Source organism: Pseudomonas sp. FIP_A4 (assembly GCF_036701605.1).
GTDB classification, from domain to species: Bacteria; Pseudomonadota; Gammaproteobacteria; order Pseudomonadales; family Pseudomonadaceae; genus Stutzerimonas; species Stutzerimonas phenolilytica.
This window is the reverse complement of sequence record NZ_JAYDXP010000122.1, coordinates 432,744-452,582: the sequence shown is the minus strand read 5'-3', so window position 1 is coordinate 452,582 and position 19,839 is coordinate 432,744. Positions and strand designations below refer to the sequence as shown.

Sequence of the window (19,839 nt, the reverse complement as noted above, 5' to 3'; positions counted from 1 at the left end):
GAAAGTGGCACGAAGTGGTTTATTTGGGCATGGATAGCTAATTCAGGGGAAGCGCAGCCGTGTTTCGCGGAGCCAACGCCATCAGTCTCGACGCCAAAGGCCGGCTGGTTATGCCCAGTCGGTATCGTGACGAGCTGAATTCGCGTGGCGAAGGCCAGTTGATCGTCACGATCGACGCGGTTGACCGCTGTCTGTGCATCTATCCCTTGCCCGAATGGGAACTGATCGAGGCGAAGCTGCGTGAGCTGCCCTCGCTGCGCGAAGAGACCCGCCGGCTGCAACGTCTGCTCATCGGTAACGCTGTGGACGTGGAGATGGACGGCAGCGGTCGCGTGCTGGTGCCGCCGCGCCTGCGCGAGTACGCCCGGCTCGACAAGCACGCGATGCTGGTTGGGCAGCTGAACAAGTTTCAACTGTGGAACGAGGACGACTGGAACGCGATTTCTGACGCGGATCTGGCGGCCATCAAACAACCCGGCGGTCTGCCGGAAGAACTACGTGACCTAATTCTGTGAGCCAGATCAGCGAGCTGCGACATATCACCGTGTTGCTCGACGAAGCCGTCGCGGCGCTGGCCGTGCGGCCAGACGGTCGCTATCTGGACGGTACGTTCGGGCGCGGTGGGCACAGCCGGCTACTGCTCGAACAGCTTGGCTCGGAGGGGCGGTTACTGGGGTTCGACAAGGACCCGCTAGCGATCGCTACGGGGCAAGCACTGGCGGCCGAAGACGGCCGCTTTGTCGTTGTGCAGCGAAGCTTTGCGGAGCTCGGTGACGAAGTGGCGCAACGCGGCTGGACCGGTACGCTGAGCGGTATCCTGCTGGATTTGGGGGTTTCCTCACCGCAGCTGGACGATCCGGAGCGCGGTTTCAGTTTCCTCAACGACGGCCCGCTGGACATGCGCATGGACCCGTCGCGCGGCGTCAGCGCGGCCGAGTGGATCGGTCAGGCAAGCGAAGAAGACATTGCCCGGGTCTTCAAGGATTACGGCGAAGAGCGCTTCGCCAAGCGCATGGCGCGTGCTGTGGTACAGCGGCGCGCGGAAAAGCCGTTCGAGCGCACGGCTGACCTGGCCAAGGTCCTGACCGACGCCAATCCCGCCTGGGAGAAAGGCAAGAATCCGGCGACTCGTGCGTTTCAGGGCCTGCGCATCTATATCAACAACGAGCTGGGTGATCTTGAGACTGGTTTAGACGCTGCCCTCGAAGCGCTCGAGGTCGGTGGTCGGCTGGTGGTGATCAGCTTCCATTCGCTGGAAGATCGCATCGTCAAGCAGTTCATGCGGCGTCACGCCAAAGGTGAGGCGGACCAGTTGCCGCGTGGTCTGCCGGTCATGCCGAAGCCTTTCGAACCGCGCTTGAAGTTGATCGGCAAGGCGCAGTTTGCCTCCGAAACCGAAGTCCGCGCGAATCCCCGTTCGCGCAGCGCCGTCATGCGCGTCGCGGAGAAAGTGCGATGAGTCGCCGGCTTTCCGCGATGCCGCGTGGCAGCCTGCTCATGCTGGTGCTGTTCGTCTGCGTGCTGCTGTCTGCGATTGCGGTTGCCTACAGTGCACACTGGAATCGTCAGTTGCTTAACGAGATGTATGCCGAGTTGAGCGTGCGCGATAAGGCGCAGGCCGAGTGGGGAAGGCTGATTCTAGAGCAGAGCACCTGGACTGCTCACAGCCGTATCGAGGCGCTCGCAACCGAGCAATTGAAGATGCACATACCCGCGGCGGCGGATGTGCAGTTGGTGGCGCCATGAAACTCGACGGCGCGCTGTATCCCTGGCGGTTTCGTATCGTTCTGGCCCTGCTTGCGCTGCTGGTCGGCGTGATCGCCTGGCGTATCGTCGATCTGCAGGTGATGGATCAGGCTTTCCTGCAGGGCCAGGGTGATGCGCGCAGCGTGCGGCATATTCCTATTCCGGCGCATCGAGGGCTGATCACCGACCGCAACGGCGAGCCGCTGGCCGTCAGCACCCCTGTCACGACTCTGTGGGGCAATCCCAAGGAGCTCCAGGCCGCGCGCGCGCGCTGGCCGGAACTGGCCGCTGCGCTGCGGCAGGATCCCGCCGCATTGAGCGAGCGCCTGCAGCAGCTGGCAACGCGCGAATTCACTTACCTAGTGCGCGGCCTGACGCCCGAACAGGGCCAGGCCGTGCTCGACCTGAAGATTCCCGGCGTTTATGCGCAGGAAGAGTTCCGCCGCTTTTATCCGGCTGGCGAAGTGACTGCTCATCTGGTGGGTTTCACCGACATCGACGATCGCGGCCGTGAGGGCATGGAGCTGGCCTACGACGAGTGGCTGGCGGGCGTGCCGGGCAAGCGGCAGGTGCTCAAGGACCGTCGCGGGCGTCTGATCAAGGATGTGCAGGTCGTCCAGAACGCCAAGCCGGGCAAGCCGATGGCCCTGTCAATCGATCTACGTCTGCAATATCTGGCTCACAGCGAGCTGCGCAATGTCGTGCAGGAGTACGGCGCAAAAGCCGCCAGTCTGGTGATGGTTGACGTCGAGACCGGCGAAATCCTCGCGATGGCCAACCAGCCGACCTACAACCCCAACAACCGCCGCAACCTGCAGCCAGCAGCGATGCGCAACCGCGCGATGATCGATGTGTTCGAGCCTGGCTCGACTGTCAAGCCGTTCAGCATCGCCGCCGCTCTGGGAACCGGCAAATACCAGCCCGATTCGGTGGTCAATACCTTGCCGGGCTGGATGCGCATCGGTCGCTACACCATTCGCGACGTCTCGCGTGGCGGCATGCTCACGCTGACCGGCATCTTGATGAAGTCGAGCAACGTCGGCATCAGCAAGATCGCCCTGGATATCGGTGCCGAACCGGTCTACACGGTGATGCAACAGGCCGGTTTCGGCCAGGACACCGGTCTGGGCTTTCCTGGCGAGCGCGTCGGCAATCTGCCCAATCATCGCAAGTGGCGTGATGCCGAAACCGCCTCGCTGGCCTACGGCTATGGCCTTTCCGTGACTGCGGTGCAGCTCGCGCATGCCTATGCCGTGCTCGGCAACGAAGGCGTCAACGTGCCGCTGTCGCTACTGCGTCTGGACCGTACGCAGGAAGGCGTGCAGGTCATCGACAAGCAGATTTCCAGCACCGTGCTGCAGATGCTGCAGGCCGTCGTCGAGGAAGAGGGCGGTGGCGGTGCGCGCGCGCAGGTGCCGGGTTACCACGTCGGTGGCAAGAGTGGCACCGCGAAGAAGATCTCCGGTACCGGCGGCTACACCAAGGACGCCTACCGTTCGTTCTTCGCCGGCGTCGCGCCGCTGTCCAACCCGCGCATCGCCGCCGTGGTGGTGGTCGACGAGCCGAGCAAGGGGCAGTACTACGGCGGCCTGGTGGCCGCGCCGGTGTTCGGCAAGGTGATGGCGCGGGCGCTGCGGCTGATGAACGTGGCTCCGGACAATCTGCCACCGCCGGCGCCGGTCCAGACCGCCGAGGCCACCACGAGCAAGGGAGGGCGTGGCTGATGCCGATGCCATTGAACCAACTGCTGCCCCAGGCCGACAGTTCCGTGCTGATCCGCGAGCTGACCCTCGATAGCCGCAAGGTGCTCCCGGGCGACCTGTTTCTCGCCGTTCCCGGTCTGCAGCACGACGGTCGCAGCCATATCGCCGACGCCATTGCACGTGGCGCCGCGGCCGTTGCCTATGAATCCGAAGGCGCTGCGCTGCAGCCTGCCGGCACTGATGCGGTGCTGGTGCCGGTTCGCCAGCTCGCCAGCCAGCTGTCGGCAATCGCCGGCCGCTTCTACGGCGAGCCGAGCCGCAGCCTGCATCTGCTCGGGGTGACCGGCACCAACGGCAAAACCAGTGTCAGCCAACTGATCGCGCAGGCGCTGGATCGTCTCGGCGAGCGCTGCGGCATCATCGGTACGCTGGGCCACGGCTTTCATGGGGAGCTGGAGCAGGGCTACCACACCACGCCGGACGCCATCGGCGTGCAGGCGACGCTGGCCAGCCTGAAGCAGCACGACGCGCGCGCCGTGGCGATGGAGGTCTCCTCGCACGGGCTGGAGCAGGGCCGCGTGGCCGCGCTGGCGTTCGACGTGGCCGTATTCACCAACCTGTCGCGTGACCATCTGGATTACCACGGCAGCATGGAAGCCTACGCGGCGGCCAAGGCGCGTCTGTTCGACATGCCGGGTCTGCGTTGTCGTGTGATCAACCTGGACGATGCCTTCGGCCGTCGCCTGGCTGCGCAGCCGCAAGAGTCGCGCCTGATCACCTACAGCCTGGAGGACGCCTCGGCCGATCTGTACTGCCCGGATCCGCAGCTGGACGACGACGGCATTCATGCGCGACTGATCACGCCGCAGGGCGAGCGCTCGCTGCGCAGCCCGCTGCTGGGGCGCTTCAATGTCAGCAACGTGCTGGCAGCCGTCGGCGCGCTGTTAGGCATGGACTGGCCGCTGGATGAAATTCTCGCCGTGCTGCCGGAACTGCACGGTCCGGCCGGTCGCATGCAGCGTCTGGGCGGCGGCGACCTGCCGCTGGTGGTGGTCGATTACGCCCATACGCCCGATGCGCTCGAAAAGGTGCTCACCGCATTGCGTCCACATGCGCGCGGACAACTGGTTTGCCTGTTCGGCTGCGGGGGCGAGCGCGACCGCGGTAAGCGTGCGCTGATGGCGCAGGTCGCCGAACGGCTGGCCGATCGGGTGGTGGCGACCGACGACAATCCGCGCAACGAGCCGGCCGACCAGATTCTCGAAGACATTCGCCAGGGCTTCGCCCAGCCGGAGCGGGTTCAATTCCGCCCGGGACGTGGAGCCGCGATCGCCGCGGCGATTGCCGCCGCGCAGCCGGAGGATGTGGTGGTGCTAGCCGGAAAGGGGCACGAGGACTATCAGGAGATCTGCGGCGTGCGTCAGCCGTTCTCCGACCTGGATGAGGCTCGCAAGGCCCTGACCGCCTGGGGGAAGCATGATGCGTGATGCCATGCGCCTGAGCGCGCTGACGCTCCCACTCGCTGGCCGGCTGGTCGGCTCTGATGCTGTCTTTACTGCGGTCAGCACCGACAGCCGCGCCATCGAACCGGGGCAGCTGTTCGTCGCCCTCAGCGGTGCGCGCTTCGACGGCCATGCCTATCTCGCCGAGGTGGCGGCCAAGGGCGCAGTCGCGGCACTGGTGGAGCGCGAGATGCCGGACGTGGCGCTGCCGCAGCTGGTGGTGGCAGATACCCGTCTGGCACTTGGGCGGCTCGGCGCGCTGAACCGCGACGGCTTCGATGGCCCGGTGGCGGCGATCACCGGCTCCAGCGGCAAGACCAGCGTCAAGGAAATGCTCGCCAGCATCCTGCGTGCCGCCTACGGCGAAGACGGCGTGCTGGCCACCCGCGGCAACCTGAACAACGACCTCGGCGCGCCGCTGACGCTGCTGGAGCTGGGTTCCCGGCATCGTGCCGCGGTCATCGAACTGGGTGCCTCCCGTCTCGGCGAAATTGCCTACACCGTCGCGCTGGTGCGCCCGCAGGTCAGCGTGATCACCAACGCCGGTACCGCCCACGTCGGTGAGTTCGGCGGACCGGAAAAAATCGTCGAGGCCAAGGGTGAGATTCTCGACGGCCTGCCGGCGGACGGTATCGCTGTGCTCAATCGTGACGACAAGGCGTATTCACTATGGGCTGCACGTGCCGCCGGCAAGCGCATCGTCAGCTTCGGTCTGCAGAGCCCGCTGGCGGATTTCCATGCCGAGTCGATTGCCTTCGATATCCGCGGTTGCGCCAACTTCGTTCTGAACGGCCCGCGCGGCACCGCACATGTCCAGCTCAACCTGCTGGGACGCCATAGCGTCGCCAATGCTCTGGCTGCCGCCGCCGCGGCGCATGCGCTGGGTGTCGCACCGCAGGCCATCGTCGATGGGTTGCAGAACCTGCAGCCGGTCAAAGGGCGCGGCGTCGCGCAGATGCTCGGCAGCGGCATGCGCCTGATCGACGACAGTTACAACGCCAACCCGGCTTCCATCTGCGCGGCGATCGACGTTCTCAGTGGTTTCGCCGGGCGCACCGTCCTCGTCCTCGGCGACATGGGTGAGCTGGGTGAATGGGCCGAAACGGCGCACCGCGACGTGGGTGCCTATGCACGCGGCAAGGTCGATGTGCTCTACGCGGTCGGTCCGCTGATGGCGCATGCGGTAACGGCATTCGGCGCCGGAGCCCGGCATTTCGCCGATCAGGCAAGCCTGATCGAAACGCTGCGTAGCGAGCAGGGCAACACCACCATTCTGGTCAAGGGCTCGCGCAGTGCGGCGATGGACAAGGTTGTCGCCGCCCTGAGCGATGTCGTCATGGAGAAACATTGATGCTGCTGCTGCTCGCCGAGTACCTGCAACAGTTCCACAAGGGCTTCGCGGTCTTCCAGTACCTGACCCTGCGCGGGATTCTTGGTGTGCTTACCGCACTGGTACTGTCGCTGTGGATGGGCCCCTGGCTGATCCGCACCCTGCAGCTGCGCCAGATCGGCCAGGCGGTGCGGACCGATGGCCCGCAGTCGCACCTGTCGAAGTCCGGTACGCCGACGATGGGCGGGGCGCTGATTCTCAGCGCCATCGCCATCAGCACGTTGCTCTGGGCTGATCTGTCCAATCGCTACGTCTGGGTTGTGCTGGCGGTAACCCTGCTGTTCGGAGCCATCGGCTGGGTCGATGACTACCGCAAGGTGATCGAGAAGAACTCGCGTGGCCTACCGAGCCGCTGGAAGTATTTCTGGCAATCGGTGTTCGGCCTCGGCGCCGCGGTCTTCCTCTATACGACCGCGCAGACGCCGGTGGAAACCACGCTGATCCTGCCGCTGTTGAAGAACATCGAGATTCCGCTGGGCATCGGCTTCATCGTGCTGACCTACTTCGTGATCGTCGGCGCGAGCAACGCGGTGAACCTCACCGACGGCCTCGATGGCCTGGCGATCATGCCGACGGTGATGGTCGGTGGCGGTCTGGGCATCTTCTGCTACCTGTCGGGCAACATGAATTTCGCCGAGTACCTGCTGATCCCCTATGTGCCGGGTGCGGGTGAGCTGATCGTGTTCTGCGGTGCGCTGACCGGCGCCGGCCTGGGCTTCCTCTGGTTCAACACCTATCCGGCCCAGGTCTTCATGGGTGACGTTGGTGCGCTGGCGCTGGGTGCCGCGCTGGGCACCATCGCCGTCATCGTCCGCCAGGAAGTGGTGCTGTTCATCATGGGCGGTGTGTTCGTGATGGAAACCCTGTCGGTGATGATTCAGGTCGCCAGCTTCAAGCTGACCGGCAAGCGCGTGTTCCGTATGGCGCCGATCCACCACCACTTCGAACTCAAGGGCTGGCCCGAACCGCGGGTGATCGTGCGCTTCTGGATCATCACGGTGATCCTGGTGCTCGTCGGCCTGGCCACATTGAAACTGAGGTAATAGAGAGTGCTGATCGCTTCCGACCAGTTCCGCATCGTTGTCGGTCTCGGCAAGAGCGGCATGTCCGTGGTTCGCCATCTGGCGCGCCGCGGTCTGCCGTTCGCGGTCGCCGACACGCGCGCGAATCCGCCGGAGCTGGCCACGCTCAAGGCGCAGTACCCGGGCGTGGAAGTGCGCTGCGGTGAGCTGGATGTCGAGTTTCTCTGTCGCGCCAGCGAACTGCTGGTCAGCCCCGGGCTGGCCATCGCCACCCCGGCGCTCCAGGCGGCTGCCGCGCGAGGCGTGAAGCTCTCCGGGGATATCGACCTGTTCGCCCGCGAAGCGAAAGCACCGATCGTCGCCATCACCGGCTCCAATGCCAAGAGTACCGTGACCACGCTGGTCGGCGAGATGGCGGTCGCGGCCGGCCGCAAGGTCGCCGTGGGCGGCAACCTTGGCACGCCGGCGCTCGATCTGCTGAATGATGAGGTCGAGCTGTACGTGCTGGAGCTGTCCAGTTTCCAGCTCGAAACCACCGACCAGCTGAACGCCGAGGTCGCCACCTGCCTGAACGTCAGCGAAGACCATATGGATCGCTACAGCGGGCTGCCGGCGTACCACCAGGCCAAACACCGCATTTTTCGCGGTGCCCGGCAGGTGGTGATCAACCGTGACGATCGTCTGAGCCGCCCGCTGATCGGCGAGGATGTGCCGGTCTGGTCGTTCGGCCTCGGCAAGCCGGATTTCAAGGGCTTCGGCCTGCTCGAGGAGGGCGGCGAGAAGTATCTGGCGTTCCAGTTCGAGACGCTGATGCCGGTCGGCGAGCTGAAGATTCGCGGCGCGCACAACCAAGCCAATGCGCTGGCGGCTCTGGCGCTGGGGCATGCGGTTGGTCTGCCGTTCGACGCGATGCTGCAGACGCTGCGTTCGTTCGCCGGTCTGGCGCATCGCTGCCAGTGGGTCGGTGAGCGCGGCGGCGTGGCGTTCTACGATGACTCCAAGGCCACCAATGTTGGCGCTGCGCTGGCAGCTATCGACGGGCTGGGTGCGGATATCCCCGGCAAGCTGGTACTGATTGCCGGTGGCGACGGCAAGGGCGCGGATTTTTCCGCCCTGCATGCACCGGTGGCGCGCTATTGTCGTGCTGTCGTTCTGCTCGGACGCGATGCCGACGTGCTGGCCGCCGCGCTGGACGGCGCCGCGCCGCTGCTGCGCGTGCGCACGCTGGAAGAGGCCGTACAGCAGGCGGCGACCTGCGCCACGACCGGCGATGCGGTGCTGCTATCGCCGGCCTGCGCCAGCCTGGACATGTTCAAGAACTTCGAGGAGCGCGGCCGCCTGTTCGCCGCTGCGGTGGAGGCGCTCGCCTGATGTTGGCCTTCCTGCGTGGTGCGCCTTCACCGCTGTTCGGTCCTCGCGGCCTGGATCTGGACTTCCCGATGCTGGCCGGTTGTCTGGCGCTGCTCGGCCTTGGGCTGGTGATGATCACCTCGGCTTCGTCGGAAGTGGCGGCGGTGAATTCGGGCAACGCGCTGTATCACATGACCCGCCACATGGTGTACGTCGCGCTCGGCCTGGGCGCCGCCGGCCTGATGCTACTAGTGCCGGTTTCGACCTGGCAGCGGCTGGACTGGATGCTGCTGCTGGCGGCCTTTGGTCTGCTGATCCTTGTACTGATCCCAGGTATCGGCCGCGAAGTGAACGGTTCGATGCGCTGGATCGGGTTCGGTGCGTTCAACGTACAGCCGTCCGAGCTGGCCAAGGTGTTCGTGGTGATCTATCTCGCCGGCTATCTGGTGCGTCGCCAGGAAGAGGTACGCGAGAGCTTCTGGGGCTTCGCCAAGCCGTTCCTGGTACTGCTGCCGATGGCCTTCCTGCTGCTGATGGAGCCGGACTTCGGCGCCACCGTGGTGATGATGGGCTCGGCGGTGGCCATGCTGTTCCTCGGTGGCGTCGGCCTGATCCGCTTCAGCCTGCTGGTTGCGGCGGCGGTCGGTGCGGTGTTCGTGCTGGTGCAGACGCAGGAATATCGCCTGCAGCGCCTGATTACCTTCACCGATCCGTGGGCCGACCAGTACGGCGCCGGCTACCAGCTGACCCAGGCGCTGATCGCCTTCGGCCGCGGCGAATGGTTCGGCGTCGGGCTGGGCAACAGTGTGCAGAAGCAGTTCTACCTGCCCGAGGCGCACACCGACTTCGTGTTCTCCGTGCTGGCCGAGGAGCTGGGCATGGTCGGCGCGTTGCTGACTATCCTGCTCTTTGCCTTCGTCGGCGTGCGCGCGTTGTACATCGGCTTGCAGGCCGAGAAGGCGCGCCAGTTCTTTGCCGCCTACGTCGCCTGGGGCATGGCATTCCTCTGGCTGGGGCAATTCCTCATCAATGTCGGGGTGAACATTGGCCTGCTGCCGACCAAGGGACTCACGCTGCCGTTTCTCAGTTATGGCGGCAGCTCGCTGGTGGTGACCTGCGCGAGCATGGCGTTGCTACTGCGTATCGAGTGGGAAAGCCGCACGGTGCTCGGCAGCGAGGATGTCGAGTTCAGCGAAGCCGACTTCGAGGAGGCGCCAGCCGCCAAGGAGGTCGTCCGTGGCCGCTAACGTACTGATCATGGCCGGCGGGACCGGCGGCCACGTGTTTCCGGCGCTGGCCTGCGCCCGCGAATTCCAGGCTCGCGGCTACGCGGTGCACTGGCTGGGTACGCCGCGTGGTATCGAGAACGAGTTGGTACCGGCCGCCGGTCTGCCACTGCATCTGATCCAAGTCAGCGGATTGCGCGGCAAGGGCATCGCTTCACTGATCAAGGCACCGCTGCAGCTGATTCGCTCGCTGTTGCAGGCGCGTCGCATCGTACGCGAGCTGCAACCGGTATGCGTGCTGGGGATGGGCGGCTATGTCACCGGTCCGGGCGGTCTGGCGGCCTGGCTCGCTGGCGTGCCGCTGATCATTCACGAGCAGAACGCCGTCGCCGGCACTGCCAATCGCAGTCTGGTGCCGCTGTCGCGCCGTGTCTGCGAGGCGTTCCCGGATACGTTCAAAGCCAGCGACAAGCGTCGCACCACCGGCAATCCGGTACGCGAGGAGCTGTTTCTCGAAACGCCGCGCGACGCCCTGGTCAACCGCCGTCCGCGCCTGCTGGTGCTCGGCGGCAGCCTGGGCGCCGAGCCGCTCAACAAGCTGCTACCTGCTGCGCTGGCGCGTGTGCCGGGCGAGCTGCGTCCCGAGGTGTTCCACCAGGCCGGTAAGCAGCACGCTGACATCACAACCGAGCGTTACGCCGAAGCTGGCGTCGCCGCCGAAGTGGCGCCGTTCATCAAGGATATGGCGCGCGCCTACGCCTGGGCCGATCTGGTGATCTGCCGCGCTGGCGCGCTGACCGTCTGCGAGCTGGCAGCCGCGGGTCTGCCGTCGTTTCTGGTGCCGCTGCCGCATGCGATCGATGACCACCAGACGCGCAATGCCGAATATCTGGCGAAGGAGGGCGCGGCCGTCCTTCTGCCGCAAGCCAAGACCGATGCTGCCGTCCTCGCCGCGCAGCTTGAAGAGGTACTGATGCACCCGGAAAAACTCAAGGTCATGGGCGCCACCGCTCGCCGGCTGGCGCGACCCGATGCGACGCGGCGCGTCGTCGATATCTGCCTGGAGGTGGCCAATGGCTAAGTCCCCGGCTGCGGTAAAGGCTGAAGTCCGGCGCATGCGGCGCATTCGCCGCATCCATTTCGTCGGCATCGGCGGCGTGGGCATGTGCGGCATCGCCGAGGTGCTGCTGAACCTGGGCTACGAGGTTTCCGGTTCGGATCTGAGGGAATCGGCCAGCACCGAGCGCCTGCAGAGTTTCGGCGCGCATATCTTCATCGGCCATCAAGCCGGTAACGTCGCCGGTGCCGACGTGCTGGTGGTGTCCAGCGCCATCAATGCCAGCAATCCCGAGGTCGCACTGGCACTGGAACAGCGTATCCCGGTGGTGCCGCGCGCGGAAATGCTCGCCGAGCTGATGCGCTACCGCCACGGCATCGCGGTGGCCGGTACCCACGGCAAGACCACCACCACCAGCCTGCTGGCTTCGGTGTTCGCCGCCGGCGGCCTGGATCCGACCTTTGTCATCGGTGGCCGGCTGACCGCGGCGGGCACCAACGCCCAGCTCGGCGGCAGCCGCTATCTGATCGCCGAGGCGGACGAAAGCGACGCCAGCTTCCTGCATCTGCAGCCGATGGTGGCGGTGGTCACCAATATCGACGCCGATCACATGAGCACCTACGGCGGCGACTTCGGCAAGCTGAAGAAAACCTTCATCGAATTCCTGCACAACCTGCCGTTCTACGGGCTGGCCGTGCTCTGCGTGGACGACCCGGTGGTGCGAGAAATCCTGCCGCAGATCGGCCGGCCGACCACCACCTACGGCATTAGCGAAGACGCCGACGTGCGCGCCATCAATATTCGCCAGGAAGGCATGCGCACCCATTTCACCGTGCTGCGCGCCGGCTGCGAACCGCTGGACGTGACGGTGAACATGCCCGGTACCCATAACGTGCTCAACGCGCTGGCGACCATCGCCATTGCCACCGACGAAGGCATCGATGACGAGGCCATCGTTCAGGGACTGTCGCAGTTCGCGGGCGTGGGGCGGCGCTTTCAGGTCTACGGTCAGCTGCCGGTTGAGGGCGGCAGCGTGATGCTGGTGGACGACTACGGCCACCATCCGCGCGAAGTGGCTGCGGTGATCAAGGCCGTGCGTGGCGGCTGGCCGGAGCGCCGACTGGTGATGGTCTATCAGCCACATCGCTTCAGTCGCACCCGCGATCTCTACGACGATTTCGTGCAGGTACTGGCCGACGCTAATGTGCTGTTGCTGATGGAGGTCTACCCGGCCGGCGAGGAGCCGATTCCGGGGGCCGACAGTCGCCAGCTCTGCCACAGCATCCGTCAGCGCGGCCAGCTCGATCCGATCTATGTCGAGCGAGGCGCCGACCTGGCCTCGATCATCAAGCCGCTGCTGCGCGCTGGCGACATTCTGCTTTGCCAGGGGGCTGGCGATATCGGCGGCGTAGCCCCGCAACTGATCAAGAGTCCCCTGTTTGGCGATGCCGAAGGCACCGCGAGGAAACAACCATGAGCGCCCTGCATTCGACCCGTGACCCGCAGGCGTTCGGCCGGGTTGCCGTGCTGTTCGGCGGCAAGAGCGCCGAGCGCGAAGTATCGCTGAAGTCCGGCGCGGCCGTGCTGCAGGCACTGCAGGCAGCCGGTGTGGATGCCTTTGGCATCGATGTCGGCGACGATCTGCTGCAGCGTCTTGATCGCGAGCGTATCGACCGGGCGTTCATCGTTCTGCACGGACGTGGCGGCGAGGACGGCAGCATGCAGGGTCTGCTGGAGTGCGCCGGCATCCCCTACACGGGCAGCGGCATCCTGGCGTCGGCGCTGGCAATGGACAAGCTGCGGACCAAGCAGGTCTGGCAGAGCCTTGGCCTGCCGACTCCGCGTCACGCCGCGCTGGCCAGTGTCGAGGACTGCCACGCGGCGGCTGTCGAGCTGGGGTTCCCGCTGATGGTCAAGCCGGCCCACGAAGGGTCGAGCATCGGCATGGCCAAGGTGGACGACGTCGAGGCGCTGATAGCCGCTTGGCGTGAGGCCAGTCGCTTCGATTCGCAGGTGCTGGTCGAGCAGTGGATCCAGGGCCCGGAGTTCACCATTGCAGTGCTGCGCGGCGAAGTACTGCCGCCGATTGGCCTGGGCACGCCGCACAGCTTCTACGACTACGACGCCAAGTACCTGGCCTCCGACACCCAGTACCGTATTCCCTGCGGGCTCGATCCGGTGCGTGAACAACAGCTCAAGGACTTGTCGGCTCGCGCCTGCGAAGCGGTCGGCGTACGCGGTTGGGCACGGGTCGACGTGATGCAGGACGCCAACGGCGACTTCTGGTTGCTGGAGGTGAACACCGTACCGGGGATGACCGACCACAGCCTGGTGCCGATGGCGGCACGGGCCGCGGGTCTGGACTTCCAGCAACTGGTGCTGAGCATTCTCGACGACAGCGTCGGGGCGGAGAACTGAGATGATCACCACGCTGCGTCACTCGCAACCGGGAGGCGGCCGTGCGCTGCGCAAGCCGGCGCCGCGTGGGGCCAGCCGGCTGGTGGCCCGCGAGCCGCTGTCCGCACGGTTGCCGCGACCGAATCTGACGGGGCTCAAGCGCGCTGTCTGGCCATTGCTGCTCGTCGGTCTGGCCTTCGGCCTGTACGAGCTGGGCGAGCGCCTGCTGCCCTACGCTGACCGGCCGATCGCCAAGGTCAGCGTGCAGGGTGAGCTGAGCTACGTGGCGCGTGAGGCGGTGCAGCAGCGTATTGCGCCGTTCGTCGAGGCGAGCTTTTTCAAGGTTGATCTGAACGGCATGCGTCACGATCTCGAGCAGATGCCCTGGATCGCCCATGTGGAAGTGCGCCGTGTGTGGCCGGACCAGGTGCAGGTGAATCTTGAGGAACAGCTGCCGATTGCCCGCTGGGGCGACGAAGCGTTGCTGAACAACCGTGGGCAGGCCTTCGCACCGAATAACCTCAATCATTATGAACACTTGCCGCAATTGCATGGTCCGAAGCGGGCTCAGCAGCGGGTCATGCAGCAGTACCAGATGCTCAGCCAGATGCTGCGGCCGCTGGGCTTTTCCATCGCGAGCCTGGAACTGCGCGAGCGTGGCAGCTGGTTCCTGACCACCAGCCAGGGCATCGAGCTGCTGCTGGGACGGGACCACGTGGTGGAAAAAATGCGTCGCTTCAATGCCATCTATCAAAAGGCGTTGCAGGCGCAAAGCGAGAAAATTGCAAGGATCGACCTGCGTTACGCCAACGGCCTCGCCGTCGCCTGGCGCGAACCGATCCCGACTGCGACGGACATGACCGTCGCGGCGAAGAATTGAGGAATGAAACACATGTCTAGCGTGCAAAGCGGCAAGATGATCGTCGGTCTCGATATCGGCACCTCCAAGGTGGTCGCGCTGGTGGGCGAGGTCACGGCCGACGGCGATCTGGAAATCGTCGGTATCGGTACTCACCCGTCCCGTGGCCTGAAGAAGGGCGTGGTGGTGAACATCGAGTCGACCGTGCAGTCGATCCAGCGTGCCATCGAGGAAGCCCAGCTGATGGCTGGCTGCCGCATTCACTCGGCGTTCGTCGGCCTCGCCGGCAACCATATCCGCAGCCTTAATTCGCACGGCATCGTCGCGATTCGCGACCGTGAGGTCAGCACCGCCGACCTGGAACGGGTGCTCGATGCCGCCCAGGCCGTGGCAATCCCCGCGGACCAGCGCGTGCTGCACACGCTGCCGCAGGATTACGTGATCGACAATCAGGAGGGTGTGCGCGAGCCGCTGGGCATGTCAGGCGTACGCCTGGAGGCCAAGGTGCACGTGGTGACCTGTGCCGTGAACGCCGCGCAGAACATCGAGAAATGCGTGCGTCGCTGTGGCCTGGAAGTGGACGACATCATCCTCGAACAGCTGGCCTCCGCTCATGCGGTGCTGACCGACGACGAGAAGGAACTGGGCGTGTGCCTGGTCGACATCGGCGGCGGTACCACCGACATCTGCATCTTTACCGAAGGCGCGATTCGCCACACCGCGGTAATTCCGATCGCCGGCGACCAGGTCACCAACGACATCGCGATGGCCCTGCGCACCCCCACGCAATACGCCGAGGAAATCAAGATCCGCTACGCCTGCGCGCTGGCCAAGCTGGCCGGTGCCGGCGAAACCATCAAGGTGCCCAGCGTCGGCGATCGCCCGCCGCGCGAGTTGTCGCGCCAGGCTCTGGCCGAAGTGGTCGAACCACGCTATGACGAGCTGTTCACGCTGATCCAGGCCGAGCTACGGCGCAGTGGCTACGAGGATCTGGTACCGGCCGGCATCGTGCTTACCGGCGGTACGTCGAAGATGGAAGGCGCGGTCGAACTGGCCGAGGAAATCTTCCACATGCCGGTACGCCTGGGCGTCCCGCATACGGTCAAGGGGCTCAATGATGTGGTGCGCAACCCGATCTATGCGACTGGCGTTGGCCTGTTGCTGTACGGCGTGCAGAAGCAGGTCGATGGCATCGGTCCGCGTGGCACCGGCAGCCTGAACGAAGAACCCAAAACGTCTGTTCTGGATCGGCTCAAGGGCTGGATTCAGGGCAATTTCTAATCAGTACGCGGCAACCCAAAACTAGAAAGCTGGAAGGAGAGAGGGCCATGTTCGAACTCGTAGATCATACCCCGCAGAGTGCAGTCATCAAGGTCATCGGCGTCGGCGGTGGTGGCGGCAACGCCGTCAATCACATGGTGCGCAACAACGTCGAAGGCGTGGAATTCATCTGCGCCAACACCGATGCGCAGGCGCTGAAGAAGATCGAAGCGCGCACCGTGCTGCAGCTCGGTTCGGCCATCACCAAGGGCCTGGGCGCCGGCACCAATCCAGACATCGGTCGCCAGGCGGCGATGGAAGATCGTGAGCGCATCGCCGAGGTGCTCGAAGGTGCCGACATGGTGTTCATCACCACCGGCATGGGTGGCGGTACCGGTACCGGCGCTGCGCCGATCATCGCTTCGGTGGCCAAGGAAATGGGCATCCTCACCGTTGCTGTGGTCACCCGTCCGTTCCCGTTCGAGGGCCGTCGCCGCATGCAGGTGGCCGACGAGGGTATTCGCGCGCTGTCCGAATGCGTCGACTCGCTGATCACCATTCCCAACGAGAAGCTGCTGACCATCCTCGGCAAGGACGCCAGCCTGCTGTCCGCCTTTGCCAAGGCTGACGACGTGCTGACCGGTGCGGTGCGCGGCATCTCCGACATCATGCAGCGTCCGGGTCTGATGAACGTCGACTTCGCCGACGTCAAGACCGTCATGGGCGAGATGGGCATGGCGATGATGGGTACCGGCTGCGCTACCGGCCCGAATCGTGCGCGCGAGGCCACCGAGGCGGCGATCCGCAATCCGCTGCTGGAGGACGTGAATCTGCAGGGCGCCCGCGGCATCCTGGTGAACATCACCGCCGGCCTGGATCTGTCGCTGGGCGAATACGCCGCGGTTGGCGAGATCATCGAGGCCTTCGCTTCCGACGAGGCAACCGTCAAGGTAGGCGCAGTGATCGATCCGGATATGCGTGACGAGCTGCACGTCACCGTGGTGGCTACCGGCCTGGGGCCGCGCAATGAGAAGCCGGTCAAGGTCATCGACAATACCCTGCAGGCTTCGGTTGCTCCGTCCGCACCGGTTGCACCGCGTCAGGAGCAGGTGGCAGTCAACTACCGTGACCTGGAGCGTCCGACTGTCATGCGCAATCAGGCCCATGCCGCGGCCACTGCCGCCAAACTGAACCCGCAAGAGGATCTGGATTATCTGGACATCCCGGCGTTTCTGCGTCGTCAGGCCGATTGACTGAAGTTATCAGGAGTATTGTTGTGATTGGTGTTCAGCAAAGTTGGCATCTGCTATTATCGCCGGCAATTGTTGAAAACAATTCGCAACTAGTGCAATAGCGAACCAAAGGCCATGATCAGACAACGCACCCTGAAGAACATCATTCGCGCCACTGGCGTCGGCTTGCATTCGGGAGAGAAGGTTTACCTGACCCTGAAACCGGCGCCGGTGGATACCGGAATCGTGTTCTGTCGCACCGATCTCAACCCGCCCGTGGAGATTCCCGCGCGGGCCGAGAACGTCGGCGAAACCACCATGTCCACGACGCTGGTCAACGGTGACGTCAAGGTCGACACAGTGGAGCATCTGCTTTCGGCAATGGCCGGGCTGGGAATCGACAACGCCTACGTCGAACTCTCCGCCTCGGAAGTGCCGATCATGGATGGCAGTGCCGGGCCGTTCGTATTCCTGATTCAGTCAGCCGGCCTGCAGGAGCAGGACGCGCCGAAGAAGTTCATTCGCATCAAGCGCGAAGTCACCGTTGAGGAGGGCGACAAGCGTGCGACCTTCCTGCCGTTCGACGGCTTCAAGGTGAGCTTCGAGATCGATTTCGACCATCCGGTGTTCAAGGGCCGTACCCAGACCGCCAGTGTGGATTTCTCCAGCACTTCCTTCGTCAAGGAAGTCAGCCGTGCGCGAACCTTTGGCTTCATGCGCGACATTGAATTCCTGCGCTCGCACAATCTGGCGCTCGGCGGCAGCGTGGATAACGCCATCGTGGTGGACGAGAACCGCGTGCTCAACGAAGACGGCCTGCGTTATGAGGACGAGTTCGTCAAGCACAAGATCCTGGATGCTATCGGCGATCTGTATCTGCTGGGCACCAGCCTGATCGGCGAGTTCCGTGGCTTCAAATCCGGGCATGCATTGAACAACCGCCTGTTACGCACCCTGATGGCCCAGAAGGATGCGTGGGAGCTGGTCACTTTCGATGACGCTCAGACCGCCCCGATCTCCTACATGCGTCCGGCGGCAGCCGGCTAAGCAATACCTCCTTCCTTAAGTATTCTTGAGCCACCTTCGGGTGGCTTTTTTTATGCCGTGGTGAACGCGTTGCCTTGCTCGGGCTCGCGCGCAGGCGGTTTTTTCGACCGGTGGCGGCTGGCGCGGGTCGTCGATCGGTAGCGGCTCGCCCGGCTCCTCGCGCTTGGGGTTGGTAGTGGGATCGGGTGTGGTCGGGCAGTCAGGCGCGTGCATGTGTTCGCTCAGCTCAACGCGTGCAGCAATTCGGCTTTGCGCATCTTCGAGCGTCCGCGGATGCCGCGCTCGCGGGCCTTCTGCAGCAGTTCGTCGCGCGTCATTTCGGCGAGAGACGTACTGGCTGCGCCGCCGCGCTGACGTGTCGAGCCGCGATTGGGCGAGGTGCCGGCGCGCGTCTGCGCGGCGCGGTGTGCCGAGTCCTTGCGGTCAGCGCGCTTGGCCGTCTCGCTTTTCTTGCGGCCCGCGCCGCCCTTGCGCTCGCCGCCCCCGGATTGCTTGTTGACCGTGGCCCAGGCGCGCGCTTCGGCCTCCTTCGGCGCTACGCCGCGTTCTTCGTAGCTCTCCTCGATGTGTTCGGCCTTGCGCTGCTGCTTGTCGGTGTATTTGGATTTGTCACCGCGGGGCATCGGAACCTCCTTCGCGCGGTTGCGCGCGGGTGTCTTGATTGGGGGTGGGGGTTACGCGCCAGACACGGTTGCCGACATCATCGGCCACCAGCAGCGCGCCGCTGCGGTCGATCGCGACGCCGACCGGACGCCCCTGAGCGTCGCCGTCCGGGTTGACGAAACCGGTCAGCACGTCCTCGGCCGGACCGGCGGGCCTGCCGTCGCGAAACGGCACGAAGACCACCTTGTAGCCGCTGAGCGGCTTGCGGTTCCAAGAGCCGTGCTGTCCGACGAAGGCGCCTTTGGCATAGCGTCCGGGCAGCAGGTCGCCCTCGTAGAAGGCCAGGCCCAGCGACGCGGTATGCGCGCCCAGCGCGTAGTCGGGCACGATGGCCTTGGCGACCAGGTCCGGGCGCGGCGGTTCGACTCGCTTGTCCACGTGCTGGCCGTAATAGCTGTAGGGCCAGCCGTAGAAGCCGCCTTCCTGTACCGAGGTCATGTAGTCGGGCACCAGATCGCTGCCGATCTCGTCGCGCTCGTTGACGGTAGTCCACAGCTGGCCGCTGTCGGGCTGCCAGGCCAGCCCGTTGGGATTGCGCAGCCCTGACGCGAACAGGCGCAGCGTTTTGGCTTGTGGATCGACTTCGAGAATCGCTGCGCGGTTTTCCTCGGCCTGCATGCCGTTTTCCGCGACGTTGCTGTTCGAGCCGCTGGTGACGTACAGCCGCGTGCCATCCCGGCTGGCGATGACATTCTTGGTCCAATGGTGGTTGATCGGCCCTGCCGGGAGGTCGACGACCTTCTCGCCAGCGGCCAGCTCCAGGCGCGTGGCGCCTTCCCGGTATGGAAAGCGCAGCAGGGCGTCGGTATTGGCGACGTACAGCTGGTCGTCGACCAGTGCCATGCCGAACGGCGAGTTGAGTCCTTCGAGAAAGACGCTGCGCTGTTCCGGTCGGCCGTCACCGTCGCGGTCGCGCAGCAGGGTGATGCGATTGGCGCTCGGTGTTCGCGAGCCGGCGCGGGCCATTACCTTGTTCATGATCCAGCCGCGGATGCCCTGGCTACCTTCCGGTTTGGGCGGAGCATCTGCTTCGGCAACCAGAACATCGCCATTGGGCAGCACGTGAATCCAGCGCGGATGCTTCAGGTCGTCGGCAAACGCGGCGACTTCCAATCCGGGCGCGGCCTGCGGTTTGCCGCCTTCGGGCCAGCCTTTGGCCGGGGCGATGTTGACGGTCGGCAGCAGCGTCTTGTTCGGAGCCGGTAGCGCCGGATCAGGACCATAGCCGGCTTCGACTGGCGTTTTCGCGGTATCGCCGCAACCGCCCAGGGCGAGGGCGAGTGAGGTGGCGATCAAACAGGGGCGGGCAGCGGGCATGGTCTCGGCTCCGGGACGCGGACTGTCTGATTTACGACCCCCCTGGCGGCGTCATCGTTCGCGCGTTC

General features: G+C 65.0%; 18 protein-coding genes. 16 read left to right on the top strand and 2 right to left on the bottom strand.

Translation table 11 applies throughout. The annotated features are described in order from the left end of the window. Positions 1–59: 59 nt before the first annotated feature. The 16 genes from mraZ to lpxC all read left to right on the top strand — a co-directional run bounded on the left by mraZ (position 60) and on the right by lpxC (position 17,791). Positions 60–515 carry a division/cell wall cluster transcriptional repressor MraZ gene (mraZ, locus tag U8L64_RS12250; protein ID WP_009867961.1) on the top strand — a complete coding sequence of 152 codons (456 nt, stop codon included), beginning with the start codon at positions 60–62 and terminating at the stop codon, positions 513–515. Next, positions 512–1,459 (top strand): 16S rRNA (cytosine(1402)-N(4))-methyltransferase RsmH, encoded by a 948-nt coding sequence (rsmH, locus tag U8L64_RS12245; protein WP_333397682.1) that lies wholly within the window; start codon positions 512–514, stop codon positions 1,457–1,459. The genes mraZ and rsmH overlap by 4 nt, the downstream gene beginning before the upstream one ends. Further along, the gene (gene ftsL / locus U8L64_RS12240; RefSeq protein ID WP_043295831.1) at positions 1,456–1,746 is read left to right on the top strand and encodes a cell division protein FtsL; all 291 of its coding nucleotides are present in this window, start codon (positions 1,456–1,458) and stop codon (positions 1,744–1,746) included. The genes rsmH and ftsL overlap by 4 nt, the downstream gene beginning before the upstream one ends. Beyond that, positions 1,743–3,470, top strand: coding sequence for a peptidoglycan D,D-transpeptidase FtsI family protein (locus tag U8L64_RS12235; RefSeq protein ID WP_043295832.1), 1,728 nt, complete (start codon positions 1,743–1,745; stop codon positions 3,468–3,470). The genes ftsL and U8L64_RS12235 overlap by 4 nt, the downstream gene beginning before the upstream one ends. Further along, complete coding sequence (locus tag U8L64_RS12230; RefSeq protein WP_043295833.1) at positions 3,470–4,936, top strand: UDP-N-acetylmuramoyl-L-alanyl-D-glutamate--2,6-diaminopimelate ligase; 1,467 nt, start codon at positions 3,470–3,472, stop codon at positions 4,934–4,936. The genes U8L64_RS12235 and U8L64_RS12230 overlap by 1 nt, the downstream gene beginning before the upstream one ends. Next, positions 4,929–6,302: a UDP-N-acetylmuramoyl-tripeptide--D-alanyl-D-alanine ligase gene (locus U8L64_RS12225; protein WP_234301922.1), complete on the top strand. Its 1,374-nt coding sequence runs from the start codon at positions 4,929–4,931 to the stop codon at positions 6,300–6,302. The genes U8L64_RS12230 and U8L64_RS12225 overlap by 8 nt, the downstream gene beginning before the upstream one ends. Beyond that, the gene (gene mraY / locus U8L64_RS12220) at positions 6,302–7,384 is read left to right on the top strand and encodes a phospho-N-acetylmuramoyl-pentapeptide-transferase (RefSeq protein WP_043295834.1); all 1,083 of its coding nucleotides are present in this window, start codon (positions 6,302–6,304) and stop codon (positions 7,382–7,384) included. Before U8L64_RS12225 ends, mraY begins: the two co-directional genes overlap by 1 nt. Positions 7,385–7,390: 6 nt before the next feature. Next, positions 7,391–8,734 carry a UDP-N-acetylmuramoyl-L-alanine--D-glutamate ligase gene (gene murD / locus U8L64_RS12215; RefSeq protein WP_054093600.1) on the top strand — a complete coding sequence of 448 codons (1,344 nt, stop codon included), beginning with the start codon at positions 7,391–7,393 and terminating at the stop codon, positions 8,732–8,734. Further along, positions 8,734–9,960: a putative lipid II flippase FtsW gene (ftsW, locus tag U8L64_RS12210; RefSeq protein ID WP_333397677.1), complete on the top strand. Its 1,227-nt coding sequence runs from the start codon at positions 8,734–8,736 to the stop codon at positions 9,958–9,960. The genes murD and ftsW overlap by 1 nt, the downstream gene beginning before the upstream one ends. Next, on the top strand, positions 9,950–11,020 hold the full coding sequence (gene murG / locus U8L64_RS12205; protein ID WP_043295837.1) for an undecaprenyldiphospho-muramoylpentapeptide beta-N-acetylglucosaminyltransferase: 1,071 nt from the start codon (positions 9,950–9,952) through the stop codon (positions 11,018–11,020). Before ftsW ends, murG begins: the two co-directional genes overlap by 11 nt. Next, positions 11,013–12,473, top strand: a complete 1,461-nt coding sequence (murC, locus tag U8L64_RS12200; protein WP_081002741.1) for a UDP-N-acetylmuramate--L-alanine ligase — start codon at positions 11,013–11,015, stop codon at positions 12,471–12,473. Before murG ends, murC begins: the two co-directional genes overlap by 8 nt. Next, positions 12,470–13,414, top strand: a complete 945-nt coding sequence (locus U8L64_RS12195) for a D-alanine--D-alanine ligase (RefSeq protein WP_043295839.1) — start codon at positions 12,470–12,472, stop codon at positions 13,412–13,414. The genes murC and U8L64_RS12195 overlap by 4 nt, the downstream gene beginning before the upstream one ends. A gap of 1 nt (position 13,415) precedes the next feature. Beyond that, a complete protein-coding gene (locus U8L64_RS12190; protein ID WP_043295840.1) occupies positions 13,416–14,273 on the top strand; it encodes a cell division protein FtsQ/DivIB in 858 nt (285 codons plus the stop codon). Between the two features lie 12 nt (positions 14,274–14,285). Next, positions 14,286–15,533 carry a cell division protein FtsA gene (gene ftsA / locus U8L64_RS12185; RefSeq protein ID WP_077683664.1) on the top strand — a complete coding sequence of 416 codons (1,248 nt, stop codon included), beginning with the start codon at positions 14,286–14,288 and terminating at the stop codon, positions 15,531–15,533. A gap of 47 nt (positions 15,534–15,580) precedes the next feature. Next, positions 15,581–16,765, top strand: coding sequence for a cell division protein FtsZ (gene ftsZ / locus U8L64_RS12180; RefSeq protein ID WP_043295841.1), 1,185 nt, complete (start codon positions 15,581–15,583; stop codon positions 16,763–16,765). Between the two features lie 114 nt (positions 16,766–16,879). Further along, positions 16,880–17,791: a UDP-3-O-acyl-N-acetylglucosamine deacetylase gene (gene lpxC / locus U8L64_RS12175; protein WP_009867939.1), complete on the top strand. Its 912-nt coding sequence runs from the start codon at positions 16,880–16,882 to the stop codon at positions 17,789–17,791. A 221-nt stretch (positions 17,792–18,012) separates the two neighbouring features. On the opposite strand, the gene U8L64_RS12170 is transcribed toward lpxC, so the two are convergent. Next, complete coding sequence (locus U8L64_RS12170; RefSeq protein ID WP_234301925.1) at positions 18,013–18,414, bottom strand: Rho termination factor N-terminal domain-containing protein; 402 nt, start codon at positions 18,412–18,414, stop codon at positions 18,013–18,015. Next, positions 18,401–19,771: a PQQ-dependent sugar dehydrogenase gene (locus tag U8L64_RS12165; protein ID WP_167136097.1), complete on the bottom strand. Its 1,371-nt coding sequence runs from the start codon at positions 19,769–19,771 to the stop codon at positions 18,401–18,403. The genes U8L64_RS12170 and U8L64_RS12165 overlap by 14 nt, the downstream gene beginning before the upstream one ends. Between the last annotated feature and the right edge of the window lie 68 nt (positions 19,772–19,839).

Excerpts from the sequence above, each read along its gene's own strand:
- ftsL (WP_043295831.1), top strand. The coding sequence starts at position 1,456 with ATGAGTCGCCGGCTTTCCGCGATGCCGCGTGGCAGCCTGCTCATGCTG.
- U8L64_RS12235 (WP_043295832.1), top strand. The coding sequence starts at position 1,743 with ATGAAACTCGACGGCGCGCTGTATCCCTGGCGGTTTCGTATCGTTCTG.
- U8L64_RS12230 (WP_043295833.1), top strand. The coding sequence starts at position 3,470 with ATGCCGATGCCATTGAACCAACTGCTGCCCCAGGCCGACAGTTCCGTG.
- U8L64_RS12225 (WP_234301922.1), top strand. The coding sequence starts at position 4,929 with ATGCGTGATGCCATGCGCCTGAGCGCGCTGACGCTCCCACTCGCTGGC.
- mraY (WP_043295834.1), top strand. The coding sequence starts at position 6,302 with ATGCTGCTGCTGCTCGCCGAGTACCTGCAACAGTTCCACAAGGGCTTC.
- ftsW (WP_333397677.1), top strand. The coding sequence starts at position 8,734 with ATGTTGGCCTTCCTGCGTGGTGCGCCTTCACCGCTGTTCGGTCCTCGC.
- murC (WP_081002741.1), top strand. The coding sequence starts at position 11,013 with ATGGCTAAGTCCCCGGCTGCGGTAAAGGCTGAAGTCCGGCGCATGCGG.
- U8L64_RS12195 (WP_043295839.1), top strand. The coding sequence starts at position 12,470 with ATGAGCGCCCTGCATTCGACCCGTGACCCGCAGGCGTTCGGCCGGGTT.
- U8L64_RS12190 (WP_043295840.1), top strand. The coding sequence starts at position 13,416 with ATGATCACCACGCTGCGTCACTCGCAACCGGGAGGCGGCCGTGCGCTG.
- ftsA (WP_077683664.1), top strand. The coding sequence starts at position 14,286 with ATGTCTAGCGTGCAAAGCGGCAAGATGATCGTCGGTCTCGATATCGGC.
- ftsZ (WP_043295841.1), top strand. The coding sequence starts at position 15,581 with ATGTTCGAACTCGTAGATCATACCCCGCAGAGTGCAGTCATCAAGGTC.
- lpxC (WP_009867939.1), top strand. The coding sequence starts at position 16,880 with ATGATCAGACAACGCACCCTGAAGAACATCATTCGCGCCACTGGCGTC.
- U8L64_RS12170 (WP_234301925.1), bottom strand. The coding sequence starts at position 18,414 with ATGCCCCGCGGTGACAAATCCAAATACACCGACAAGCAGCAGCGCAAG.
- U8L64_RS12165 (WP_167136097.1), bottom strand. The coding sequence starts at position 19,771 with ATGCCCGCTGCCCGCCCCTGTTTGATCGCCACCTCACTCGCCCTCGCC.